This window comes from Flavobacterium sandaracinum, from assembly GCF_004349135.1.
GTDB lineage: Bacteria > Bacteroidota > Bacteroidia > Flavobacteriales > Flavobacteriaceae > Flavobacterium > Flavobacterium sandaracinum.
This window is the reverse complement of sequence record NZ_SMFN01000005.1, coordinates 1-11,714: the sequence shown is the minus strand read 5'-3', so window position 1 is coordinate 11,714 and position 11,714 is coordinate 1. Positions and strand designations below refer to the sequence as shown.

The window sequence follows — 11,714 nt, the reverse complement described above, 5'->3', positions numbered from 1 at the left end:
AACGGAAGTACATTTGTACTGTAAATTAAAAATATGAAATCATGCAAATAGAACAAATATATACTGGATGTTTAGCGCAAGGTGCTTACTATATTACTTCAAACGGGGAAGCAGCCATTATTGACCCACTGCGTGAAACCCAACCCTATTTGGACCGACTTGAAAGAGATGGTGTGAAATTAAAATATATTTTTGAAACCCATTTCCATGCTGACTTTGTTTCTGGACATGTTGATTTGAGTCGTCAAACTGGAGCTCCTATTGTTTATGGACCTAATGCAACCTGTGAATTTGATTGCATTTCTGCAAAAGACGAACAAGAATTCAGCATTGGAAACATCAAAATAAAGGTCCTGCACACTCCAGGACATACTATGGAAAGCTCCACTTATTTATTGATTGACGAAAATGGAAAAGATCACGCTATTTTTTCAGGTGATACTTTGTTCATTGGAGATGTGGGAAGGCCAGATTTAGCCCAAAAGGCGGCACACATGACACAGGAACAACTAGCCGCTACGCTCTTCCATTCGTTACGGAATAAAATTATGACTTTGGCAGATGATGTTATTGTCTATCCCGCTCATGGTGCGGGAAGTGCTTGTGGAAAAAACATGAGTAAGGAAACTATTTCAACCATTGGCGAACAAAAAAATACAAATTATGCATTGAGATCAGATATGACTGAAGCAGAGTTTATTCAAGAAGTAACTGAAGGTTTATTGCCACCACCAGCTTATTTTGGCATGAATGTGGCCATGAACAAAAAAGGATACGATAGCTTTGAAAATGTTCTAAATTTAGGAATGCAGGCGCTTTCGCCGTTAGAATTTGAAGTTGCCGCTGATGAAACCGGAGCCTTACTCTTGGACACTCGCAAAAATGGAGAATTTGCAAAAGGATTTATTCCGCAGTCAATAAACATTGGAATTGACGGTGATTTTGCTCCATGGGTAGGTGCGTTAATTGCTGATGTGCAGCAACCCATCCTTATTGTTTGCGAACCTGGACAAGAAGAAGAAACGGTCACCCGATTGAGTCGTGTCGGTTTTGACAATTTAATGGGCCATTTAGCAGGCGGTTTTGATGCTTGGGCAAAAGCTGGAAAAGAAATTGATACTGTTAATAGAATTACAGCAGAGCAATTTGCGAAAGAAGTAAAAATTGGTGAAAGTAAAATAATTGATATTCGTAAAGAAAGTGAATATTGTGCAGAGCATGTTGAAGAATCGTTCAGCAAGCCATTAGCCGCTATCAATGATTGGATAGAAGATATTAATCCAAAAGAACATTTTTACTTGCATTGCGCTGGTGGATACCGCAGTATGATTGCCGCTTCAATTCTAGAAGCCCGTGGTTTTAGAAATTTTACTGAAATTGAAGGCGGTTTCAATGCAATCGCTAAAACAACGATTCCAAAAACTGATTTTGTATGCCAAAGCAAGGTTTTAAAATAACTAAAGACAAAGCTATCATGAAAAAAAACATGGGTTCTACAGACAAGATTATTCGAATTACAATAGCAGTAATCATCGCTATATTGTATTTTACTAATACAATCAGTGGCACAGTCGCATTAGTGTTAGGTGCTTTTGCTGTTATTTTTTTACTAACAAGCTTTATCAGTTTTTGTCCGCTTTATTCCCCGTTTGGAATTTCAACTCGAAAAAAAATATAAAATGTCTGATTTAAAATGTGGCGCTACTTCTTTGGATAAACCTCTGGACGCTGCCTATTGGGAGGCACATTACAACGCCAAAACCACTGGCTGGGATTTAGGTACAGTTGCTCCTCCCATAAAAATGTACATTGATAAAATAGCTGATAAAAACAGTAGAATTCTGATTCCTGGTTGTGGCAACAGCTACGAAGCCGAATACCTATTGAATCAAGGATTTACAAATATTACTGTCATCGATATTGCACCAACACCTGCTGCAATTTTACAAGAAAAGTTTAAAAACAATACTTCCATTCAGATTGTATTAGGCGATTTTTTTGAGCATCAAGGAAACTATGATTTGATTATTGAACAAACTTTTTTCTGTGCTTTACCGCCTAAAATGCGTCAAAAATACGTTTGGAAAATCCATCAACTTTTGGCAGATAAAGGAATTTTGGCTGGGTTATTATTCAATAGAAAATTTGAATCTGGACCTCCTTTTGGAGGCAACCAAGAAGAATACGAAATGCTTTTTAAAGACGCTTTTAGTTTTTTAGAAATGGGACCGACTCATAATTCTATTGCACCAAGAGCCAATTCAGAATTATTTTTCGAATTGAGAAAGAATAGTACCGTTTTTGTTAACATGTATCAATCTGAAAACATCAAGTGCAGTACTTCCTCTTCAGATGTAACAGAAAAACTTTTCACAATTGAAAGTGTTTTAAATGTCAGCAGAAGCAGTGATTTTGAAGAAATCCTTATTGTTAGCAGTGCTGCTATTGATAGCAAAACTATCAAAGATGCCATTTCCAACAGTAAATAAAAGATTAAATTAATATTCCTTTTAAAGCAACAAAAATGAAAGCACTACTTTTTACTAATTGGCATATAATGCGATGGGTTCGGCTGGCCTTTGCCTTATTTTTATTTGCCCAAGCGTATATCGTCAAAGAATGGATGTTCATTGGTCTTGGACTGTTTTTCTTCATTCAAGTAATTTTCAACTTAGGTTGCGGTGTAAATGGCTGCAGCATCCCAAAAACTAAATCTAGAAAATATGAGTAACTTTGATACCATTATCGAATCCGACAAACCGGTTTTAATCGATTTTTTTGCAACATGGTGTGGTCCGTGCAAAATGCTTGGACCCATTTTGAAAGAAGTTAAAGACAATTTAGGAGATCGTGTTTCTATCATAAAAATTGATGTAGACAAAAATCAACAGATTGCAAGCAAATATCAGGTTCGCGGTGTTCCTACAATGATATTGTTTCAAAACGGAAAACAGTTGTGGAGACAATCAGGCGTATTAAGCAAAGAGCAAATCATTCAAACTATTGTAGAAAAAAACAATAAATAGACCTAAAATAGCACCTATAAAAATGGTTTTACTTTAGTTAATTGTTATTATATCTGACCGCATTTACTTTTGTCAAATAGTTGAAAGTGATTTTACAAACCTAGAAAATGGTCCAATAGTATTATTTTGCTACCTTAGTCATCCTATGGAAAAACCAAGACAATATAGACTTTCAAGATCCGAATCTGTATTTATAAGAGGACCTTTGACACGATTAAGAAACCTATCCTTTGTTTTTAAAGTCCTCTATAACTTTATTAGAGCGTTTCAAAAAATGCATTTTATAGGTCCATGCGTTACCGTTTTTGGTTCTGCTCGATTTGGCCCTGAAACACAACATTACAAAAGTGCTGAACGAATTGGTGCTGGAATAGCTGATTTAGGTTTTACTGTGATGACGGGCGGTGGACCTGGAATTATGGAAGCTGCAAATAAAGGAGCCTTTCAAACGGGAGGATACTCTGTAGGAATCAATATAATCCTTCCAACGGAGCAGAAACCAAATCCGTATTTGCACAAGTGGATTTATATTCCTTATTTTTTTGTACGGAAAGTGATTCTAATTAAATATTCCTATGCATTTGTAGTAATGCCGGGAGGAATGGGCACATTAGATGAATTATTTGAAGCATTAACTTTAATTCAAAATAAAATCATTAATAATTTTCCAATCGTAATTTTTGATTCTGTTTATCACAAAGAATTGAGTGATCATATCCAAAGAATGGTAGACAATGAAAGTATCAGTCCCGAAGACATGAAACTCCTATTTATAACTGACTCAGAGGAGGAAGTGATGCAACATATTCAAAAACACGCTATTAAAAAATTTGGTTTAAAAAAACAACCATATAAAGCTAGATGGTGGCTTGGCGAAAAAAATAGATAATAATTTGAATCTATTTTATAATAAAATAAAAATGGGTTAAAGAATCTTTTTCCTACTTCTCTATCACTTTGAAATATATATTTTTTTCGTGAAATTATCTTTTTAAAGTTTAATTTTTCAACCACTTATATAAAACTTCCTCTAAATTACAACGGATAATTGGTTTTGAAACATAATCATCCATTCCAGACTCCAAACATTTTTCTTTCTCTCCCAGCATTATTCCTGCTGTTAAAGCAATTATTGGAATATTATTGTATTTTTTTAACTGCTTTATTTCGGCGGTTGTTTGATACCCATTCTTATGCGGCATTTGAATGTCCATTAAAATAAGATCCAACTTCTCTTTCTTGTACATTTTAATTGCTTTTTTTCCATCTGAAGCTTCTAATATAGTGCTCCCAGGAAGTATAGATTTAAGCAATGTTCTAACCAAAAGCATGTTTATTTTATTATCTTCCACAACCAATATTGTTTTACCTGAAAAATCACTAGAACAAAAGGAGTTATCTTCTTGCACAATTTTCACTTCGTCAATTCCTAAAACAGTATTATTTTGTACTCTTTCTAAAGTCAGATTAAAATAAAACTCACTACCCTGTCCAAAGGTGCTTTTTAATTGTAACGCACTATTCATGAGACCCAAAAGCTGATTCGATATCGCTAAACCTAGTCCTGTTCCACCAAATTTGCGTGCAATGGAACAATCTTCCTGAATAAAAGATTGGAATACTTTTTCTTGATTTTCTTGTTTTATTCCAATTCCTGTATCCTTAACGGAAAAGTGTAAATGACATTGATTCTCATCTCCAGATATAAGATCACACCCAATAGATAAATACACATACCCTATTTTAGTAAATTTCAGAGCATTACCTATTAAGTTTACCAAAACTTGTTTTAACCTTATGGAATCAGCAAATACAAATGTAGGAACAGTGTTTTCAATTTTTAAGATTAGATCTATTTTGTTTGCTTCTGCATGGAATTTAAAAATATCAATAACGTGATGAGTTAGTTCAAAAAGATTTACTTCTTCAATATGAAGTTCTAATTTTCCAGATTCTATTTTTGAAAAATCTAAAATATCATTGATGATTTCAATCAAAATAGTGGCTGATTCATTAACCGCGCTCATGTATTCTTTTTGATTAAAGTCCAGATTCGTTCTCATCAATAAATCAGTAAAACCAATTATTCCATTTAAAGGAGTACGGATTTCATGACTCATATTAGTTAAAAAACTCGATTTAGCCCTATTTGCTGATTCTGCTGATTCTTTAGCCTTCTTTAGTTCAATTTCTAACTTTTTTAATTCTGTTATTTCTATAAAACTAATGATTACTTCATTTATATCTCCAGCGGAATTAAAAATAGGGAAGCCATTCAGAAAAAACCATTGAACAGAAGTGATATCTGGTTTTTTTATACCAATAACACAATTAGTAAGTGCCGTTTTAGTCCTAATAATTTGATTTACAGGATAGTTTTCTGCCGATAGTAGTTTATAGTCATCTTTTACAAATTGCCAAATTGGATTAAGACTCTCCTTTTCTTTTATTTGTTCTTTATCTAAACCAATTAGTTCAGAAGCTTTGGGGTTCGAGTAAAGAATAGAAGCATCTTTATTATGCAAAATAATCCCAACATCAAGATTATTCAACAAATCCCGATATCGTTTTTCACTTTCAATCAAAGCAAATTCTGTTTCTTTCAGGTGTGTGATGTCTACTATTGTCATCAACACATGCTCTTTATTCTCCGAAAGGATTCCTGTCAAATATACATTTGTCAAAGCAGTGTCCTCTAGTACTAATTTAATTTCACAGCACTCTTTTTTTTCAACTTTAAATACAGAATCTAAAAATTCATTAAACACCAATTTTGTGTCACCAGAAACAAAAAAACCAAATTGACTATTGATTAATTTTGATCTGTCTTTACGCAGCAACTGAGAGCCTAAAAGATTTAGTTCTATAATAGTGCCTGAATTTGTAAGTGTAAAATAGCCTGTAGGTGCAAAATCATAGAGCTCTGTGTACTTTTGAATTGCATTTTCAGCGGTTTCTTTAGCAAGCATCAGCTCCTCTTTTTGCATCTCCAACTCTATTTGATGAACTTCTAATTCATGGATTAGTTTTAATGTTTCTACTTCTGAAAGATGAGAACTACATTTTGATTCTTTTATTAACTGCAATTCCTCCGCTTTTTGTCTAATTATAAGGCTGGAATCAGTTTTTTTTTCGATATTACCCATAAGTGCTATTTTTTAAAATACTACTATTTGAACGATCTAGAATTGGGAATTATGGAACCTTTACTTCATCTATATTGCTATTTCATGTATAAAAAATTGAATATTTTTTTGATTACCAATAAAATACACAGTACTGATAAATTCGATATTGATATTACTTTTAGTTGCTATTTCCATATCCTTATACACGGATTGAAATGATTTTTTTTCACTTAATTCAATGAATTCTTTTTTATTTTCTATAATATTTTTTAGAAATTCAATAGTCCACACTTCTTTTCCAATAAAACTTTCTTTCGAAAGACCTAGTAAATTTGTAAAAAAAGGATTGATAGCATTTATCTTTCCTGTTGCTCCATCAACAAATAAAATTCCATCTTTTACAGAATCGAAAAGATGCTTGTAACGAGTTTCAGCATTGACTAAAGCTTCTTGGACAAAAACACGATCTGAAATATCTCGTATAATGCACTGGATTACTTTTTTAGTATTAACTAAATAAACATTACTCACAAACTCAACATGTATCTTTCTTCCTTTTGCTGTTTCAAGTGGTAAGTTCTCATAACGAACAAACTCTTTTTTTTGCAGTTCTAAAAATTTGTCTTTATTAGCTACAATATCTTTTAAAGAACCTATTTCCCAAATTGATTTTTCAATTAATTGCTCATAAGAATAACCAAGCATACCAACTAGAAATGGATTTACATCGATTATTTTCCCGGTATCAAAGTTCAGTATCAGAATTCCATCTTTGGCAGATTCAAAAAGACGGCGGTATTGATTCTCTAATTTGAGTAGTTCCTCTGCTTGTTTTGCTGCTGTAATATCTGTAAAAGTTATCACAAGTCCGTCAATTCGATCTTCAAGAGTTCGGTAAGGCATGATTCGAACATCATAAAATCGATCGTTATGGGATGCTATTTCTTTTTGAATAGGCACCAGCGTTTTGATAACTTTAAGAGCATTATTGGCCATTTCAGGATAGATCAAATCACATACTAAATCAGTAAAAGGCCTTCCCGTATCCGTAGCCCGTAATTTGAATATCTTGGTCACAGGATCCGTAAACCGACGAATGTTTAATTCTTTGTCTAAAAAAAGAGTTGCTATTTCCGTGCTATTCAGTAGGTTTTTCATGTCATTGTTTGCCTGTTCAAAGTCAATTAATTTACTTTGTAATTCCGTATTAACGGTCTGTAATTCTTCGTTTAGGCTCTGTAACTCTTCCTTTGATGTAGTTAATTCTTCATTAGTAGATTGTAGTTCTTCATTCGTGGATTGTAATTCTTCATTAGTAGATTTAAGTTCCTCCTGAGAAGTTTGCATTTCTTCTCGAACACTGTTTAAATCTTCATTACTACGAACGAGGGCTCCTTCCAGTTCACGTTGTTTAATGCTTGCAGTTTGTTTTCTTGATTTTAAAGTATTCGAAATATTTTCGGATGCAGGTTGGACATCAGTAAAAACAACAAGAATCATCCCTTTTATCGCAACGGGACTTTCTATTTGTTGTACCGTCACATTAATAAAATGATATATTCCATTTTCAGAAATCTTTACATTTTCAATACACACGGGATTAAAATTCTGTAAGGCTTTACGAAATGCAACCGGCAACTCATGTCTTAGACCTTCTCGCGCCATGGCATGAACATTCCAGTTTGCTTTGCCAGCAACTGGTTCTAAATATTTACCTGTTCTACCTGTAATATAAATAATATCTCCTTTGCTGTTAACCAGAATACTTGCTGGTGAGAAACGTTGCAGTACTATTTGATCTGTTATAGTTTGTATATTTTCAACAACCTTAGTTTCATTCATAGTGTCAATAGTTATTCTTTTTGGATGGGAAAAAGAACTTGGAAAGTTAGCAAATTTAGGAGAAACTGATCTTGCAATTCGTTTATAAAATTTCAATTTAGAATCGATTACTTCAAACCCTTTTATACTACTTGCTATCGTCTCAGCAGTTCCCAACATCATTATCCCTCCTTGATTTAAGCTATAATTAAATAAAGTGATTAACTTATTTTGCAACTCAGGCTCCATATATATTAGCATATTACGACAAGTAAGTATGTCTAATTTTGTAAAAGGAGGATCCTTTACTACATTATGGGGTGCAAAAACAATCATTTCCCGAATGGATGTATTGACACGGTATCCGTCATTCTCCTGAGTGAAAAAATTATTTATCCTTTCTTTAGCAACATCTTTTGTTATAGTAGAATGAAAAAAGCCTTTCCTAGCTTTTTCAATAGATAAAATGTCTAAATCCGTTGCAAAAATTTGCACTTTAATTCTTTTAGACACTTCAATCTTTGATAAAAGTTCTTCAAAAACGATAGCCAAAGAATAAGCTTCTTCTCCTGTTGAACATGCCGGGACCCAAGCCCGCAAGACATATCCGCTAGGTAATTCTGATAAAATGTTAGGAATTATTTCCTCTTTAAGTTTGGCCCATACTTCCGGATCCCTAAAAAAACTAGTTACACCAATCAGTAATTCTTTAAAAAGTAACTCAATCTCGTTTGGGTTTTCCTGTAAAAAACGAACGTAGTTTTGTATTTTATCTATGTGATGTATTCCCTTTCTTCTTTCAATACGCCGCATCAAGGTACTTTCTTTATACATTGAGAAGTCATGCCCCGTATGTCCCCTTAATAAAATTATAATTTTATCAAGATTATTTTTAGATTTATTAATAAAGTTAGACTCATCATCTACATGAGGAAAATAGTTCAATATAGCTAGCATTTTACTTGGTATTTCTTCAACAGATGCGACAATATCAGGAACTACTAATTCTAATACACTGCGTGGCATACTATCAAACTTTGCAGTAGCTGGATCTTGTACTACTACAATTCCATTATTTTCTTTAATAGCTTTCAATCCCAATGTACCGTCAGAACCCATACCAGATAGAATAACTCCAATACTTTTTTCCATCCGATCCATTGCTAAAGACTTAAAAAAAATATCTATTGGTAATCGTAGACCACGAGCTTGTGTAGGACTAAATAAATGCAATTTACTATTTAACAAAGTCAAGCTTTTATTTGGTGGAATTACGTAAACAGTATTCGGTTTTACACTAACTGCGTCTACGGCTTGGAAAACTTTCATTTTAGTCATTCTTTGCAATAATTCGGGCATCATTCCAATATGAGTTGGGTCTAAATGTTGAATCACAACAAACGCCATCCCAGTATTGATAGGCATCTTTTCAAAAAATAATTCAAGTGCTTCTAAGCCACCAGCTGACGCTCCAATACCAACAATAGGAAAATCATTGATACCAGTTTGGAAGAAGCTTGATTCTGGTTTTATATCCAGAACTTCACCTTCATCAAGACTAAATTGAATATTTTTCATCATTACAGCTGCAACGTTTTTGTGAAGATTAAAATACAAATTGGAAGTACATATCCCGCACTTGTTTTATCTTACTTATTTTTCAATAAATAACTAATTTAGGAAGTTTATCCTCCTCGCAATACTTTTGTAGAAAAAAAAATTTTTTTAATTTAATTTGTACAAAAGAACAAAACTGAATATTTAACAATTGTTTATTTAATAATATGAATTGGTAAAAATTATATACTTTAAAAAAGAAATTATTTACATAGAAACTGACACTATTATCTAATAAGTACTCATAATTAACTATTTATGAGTAAATATATATATTAAATTTAATAAAAAAAATACATTTTACACTACGAATACAAAATAAAAATACTTCAACAAATAATCACTAAATTTTTTTACTAAATAAAAATTTAAAACAAAAAAAGAAACTGGAAACTAAGCATTATATTTGTCTGTATTACTACTTTATAAACCACCAAAATATAGGGTTTACTCCCAAATCTTTCCATAAGATTAAAACACAAAAGCATATTTTTTTTAAATTTGTATTAAAAATAATATATCCTTTTATAAGTAATATAAATGCTAAATGTGGATTACTACGGATTAATCTCAAAAGTTGGGGATTATCCGAAAATATTAGATAATCTGAATAGAAAGAAATCTATTTTTCTCACCCCTCTAAACTGACTTCTGAACGCTTTAATTTTTGCATTAAAAGATTATTCACTTTTTATTTTTTTTGTTTTGGAGTTCATGAATTTCATTTCTGGTGAAGCATTAGTACTCCTGTTATCAAAATAGTTTAAGATCGACTTATAATTAAGAGTTAGGGTATTGAGTAGAATATTGAAATTTTTAAAACCTGATTCCTCCACATTTCTGTACCAATGTGCAAGTTTGGTCATTGCAATATGTTTGTCGTTGTTATTATAAATACCGCGAAACTGCTGACTTAAATTATACGCTTTCTTTATATCGGGATACAACCCAAATAGCATTTAAGCTCTTTCGTTTTGACGCTCAGTCCATTTTTCGCGAGATTTATAGAGTACATATCTACTTCTAGCTAAAAGCTGTTTTACGGAATCTCCATTAGGTAAGAGTTCGGGTATATATGTTCTGTTCTGTTCTCTCTTTTGGCCTGCATTATCAATTGATTTTCAATATCCATAGCTTCCCATCGATGTTTGATTCTGATTTCTTGCATGGCTTCCAAAGCTGATTTTTGAACATGGAACCTATCTGTGATTTGTATTGCTCTGGAGAAACATTTTTTAGCGATCAACTTCATCGAATTAGCCATGTCAAGAGTGATTTCTTGAACACAAGCTCTTTTTTTATAATCAATCTTACAAATATGCTCTATGACCTTCTCTGCCTTAGTTCCGGCAACAATAGCAACTAAGCAGCCTTGTTTGCCTTTGAACTTCTTGTTGGTTACAATGGTATAAAGTTCTCCCTGAGACAAAGCCACTTCGTCAATCGATAAATGTGTGCCCATATTTTCAGGGTAAACAATCCACTGATGAGCGTGTTCTCGTGGAGCCCATGTATTAAAGGAACTCAGATGTTTTTTATACTGTCTTTGGAGTTTTTTTCCGTTAATCCCGAAAAACCTACCGATGGTGTGACAGTCGGTAGCGCTGTTATCTATTAATTTCTTTTAAAAAAGCCGCAAACTCTTCAGTCATGCGGGTTCCTTTAGCCACTAAAGTCCAATCTCTTTTAATAATTCCCCAGTGGACTTATTAGTCCAGCGGCGTCTTTTGATATGCAAATACACAAACTTACCTCTTAGAGGAAAATCCGGAATGGTAATCTCATCCTGAAATCCCTTTGAGACTAATTCAAGAGTATCAAACGGATCAAGACAAAATGTTGTGGGGAAATATTAAAATCTAGATATTTGTGTTTCCAAATTATACCAAATGCAAGACTCCTATAGCGAACTAATCAAGTTATTATTACCTGAAATCATTGTTGAATATTTTGAATTGACGTCTTACAAGAAAGGAGATGAAGTCTTGCATATATTTCTTAAAGAGATAAATTCGATTCCTAAAGAATACAGACCGTATAAGTTAAGCTCAAAAGGCTTCTTTGATGAAATTACAGTTCAGGATTTTCCTATTCGGGGACATCAGGTATATCTACATATTAC

11 protein-coding genes and 1 pseudogene are annotated in these 11,714 nt (G+C 32.9%); 7 read left to right on the top strand and 5 right to left on the bottom strand.

Translation table 11 applies throughout. The annotated features are described in order from the left end of the window. The first annotated feature begins 41 nt into the window (after positions 1-41). The 6 genes from E0F91_RS05585 to E0F91_RS05560 all read left to right on the top strand — a co-directional run bounded on the left by E0F91_RS05585 (position 42) and on the right by E0F91_RS05560 (position 3,915). The gene (locus tag E0F91_RS05585) at positions 42-1,457 is read left to right on the top strand and encodes an MBL fold metallo-hydrolase (protein WP_132065345.1); all 1,416 of its coding nucleotides are present in this window, start codon (positions 42-44) and stop codon (positions 1,455-1,457) included. Between the two features lie 17 nt (positions 1,458-1,474). Further along, the gene (locus tag E0F91_RS05580) at positions 1,475-1,678 is read left to right on the top strand and encodes a YgaP family membrane protein (protein ID WP_132065501.1); all 204 of its coding nucleotides are present in this window, start codon (positions 1,475-1,477) and stop codon (positions 1,676-1,678) included. A gap of 1 nt (position 1,679) precedes the next feature. Next, positions 1,680-2,489, top strand: coding sequence for a methyltransferase domain-containing protein (locus tag E0F91_RS05575; RefSeq protein ID WP_132065344.1), 810 nt, complete (start codon positions 1,680-1,682; stop codon positions 2,487-2,489). 35 nt (positions 2,490-2,524) lie between these two features. Continuing rightward, the gene (locus E0F91_RS05570; RefSeq protein ID WP_132065343.1) at positions 2,525-2,731 is read left to right on the top strand and encodes a hypothetical protein; all 207 of its coding nucleotides are present in this window, start codon (positions 2,525-2,527) and stop codon (positions 2,729-2,731) included. Further along, positions 2,724-3,026 carry a thioredoxin gene (gene trxA, locus E0F91_RS05565; protein ID WP_132065342.1) on the top strand — a complete coding sequence of 101 codons (303 nt, stop codon included), beginning with the start codon at positions 2,724-2,726 and terminating at the stop codon, positions 3,024-3,026. Before E0F91_RS05570 ends, trxA begins: the two co-directional genes overlap by 8 nt. A gap of 274 nt (positions 3,027-3,300) precedes the next feature. After that, on the top strand, positions 3,301-3,915 hold the full coding sequence (locus tag E0F91_RS05560; protein WP_341825465.1) for an LOG family protein: 615 nt from the start codon (positions 3,301-3,303) through the stop codon (positions 3,913-3,915). A 109-nt stretch (positions 3,916-4,024) separates the two neighbouring features. On the opposite strand, the gene E0F91_RS05555 is transcribed toward E0F91_RS05560, so the two are convergent. The 5 genes and pseudogenes from E0F91_RS05555 to E0F91_RS17940 form a co-directional block, all read right to left on the bottom strand. Then, complete coding sequence (locus E0F91_RS05555; protein ID WP_132065340.1) at positions 4,025-6,172, bottom strand: hybrid sensor histidine kinase/response regulator; 2,148 nt, start codon at positions 6,170-6,172, stop codon at positions 4,025-4,027. A gap of 69 nt (positions 6,173-6,241) precedes the next feature. Next, the gene (locus tag E0F91_RS05550; RefSeq protein WP_132065339.1) at positions 6,242-9,556 is read right to left on the bottom strand and encodes a chemotaxis protein CheB; all 3,315 of its coding nucleotides are present in this window, start codon (positions 9,554-9,556) and stop codon (positions 6,242-6,244) included. A gap of 716 nt (positions 9,557-10,272) precedes the next feature. Next, positions 10,273-10,539 (bottom strand): transposase, encoded by a 267-nt coding sequence (locus tag E0F91_RS18180; protein WP_424955336.1) that lies wholly within the window; start codon positions 10,537-10,539, stop codon positions 10,273-10,275. Between the two features lie 92 nt (positions 10,540-10,631). Continuing rightward, positions 10,632-11,159 carry a transposase gene (locus E0F91_RS18175; protein WP_424955337.1) on the bottom strand — a complete coding sequence of 176 codons (528 nt, stop codon included), beginning with the start codon at positions 11,157-11,159 and terminating at the stop codon, positions 10,632-10,634. A 40-nt stretch (positions 11,160-11,199) separates the two neighbouring features. Further along, positions 11,200-11,399, bottom strand: a pseudogene (locus E0F91_RS17940) (ISAon1 family transposase N-terminal region protein); the annotation flags it as partial. 82 nt (positions 11,400-11,481) lie between these two features. On the opposite strand from E0F91_RS17940, the gene E0F91_RS05530 reads away from it, so the two are divergent. Then, on the top strand, positions 11,482-11,714 hold a 233-nt coding region (locus E0F91_RS05530), incomplete at its 3' end, for an ISAon1 family transposase N-terminal region protein (protein WP_207919034.1).

Bases quoted from the DNA above. Each gene is read 5' to 3' on its own strand.
- E0F91_RS05570 (WP_132065343.1), top strand. From the start codon at position 2,525: ATGAAAGCACTACTTTTTACTAATTGGCATATAATGCGATGGGTTCGG.
- E0F91_RS05585 (WP_132065345.1), top strand. From the start codon at position 42: ATGCAAATAGAACAAATATATACTGGATGTTTAGCGCAAGGTGCTTAC.
- E0F91_RS05555 (WP_132065340.1), bottom strand. From the start codon at position 6,172: ATGGGTAATATCGAAAAAAAAACTGATTCCAGCCTTATAATTAGACAA.
- E0F91_RS05550 (WP_132065339.1), bottom strand. From the start codon at position 9,556: ATGATGAAAAATATTCAATTTAGTCTTGATGAAGGTGAAGTTCTGGAT.
- trxA (WP_132065342.1), top strand. From the start codon at position 2,724: ATGAGTAACTTTGATACCATTATCGAATCCGACAAACCGGTTTTAATC.
- E0F91_RS05575 (WP_132065344.1), top strand. From the start codon at position 1,680: ATGTCTGATTTAAAATGTGGCGCTACTTCTTTGGATAAACCTCTGGAC.
- E0F91_RS05580 (WP_132065501.1), top strand. From the start codon at position 1,475: ATGAAAAAAAACATGGGTTCTACAGACAAGATTATTCGAATTACAATA.
- E0F91_RS05560 (WP_341825465.1), top strand. From the start codon at position 3,301: ATGCATTTTATAGGTCCATGCGTTACCGTTTTTGGTTCTGCTCGATTT.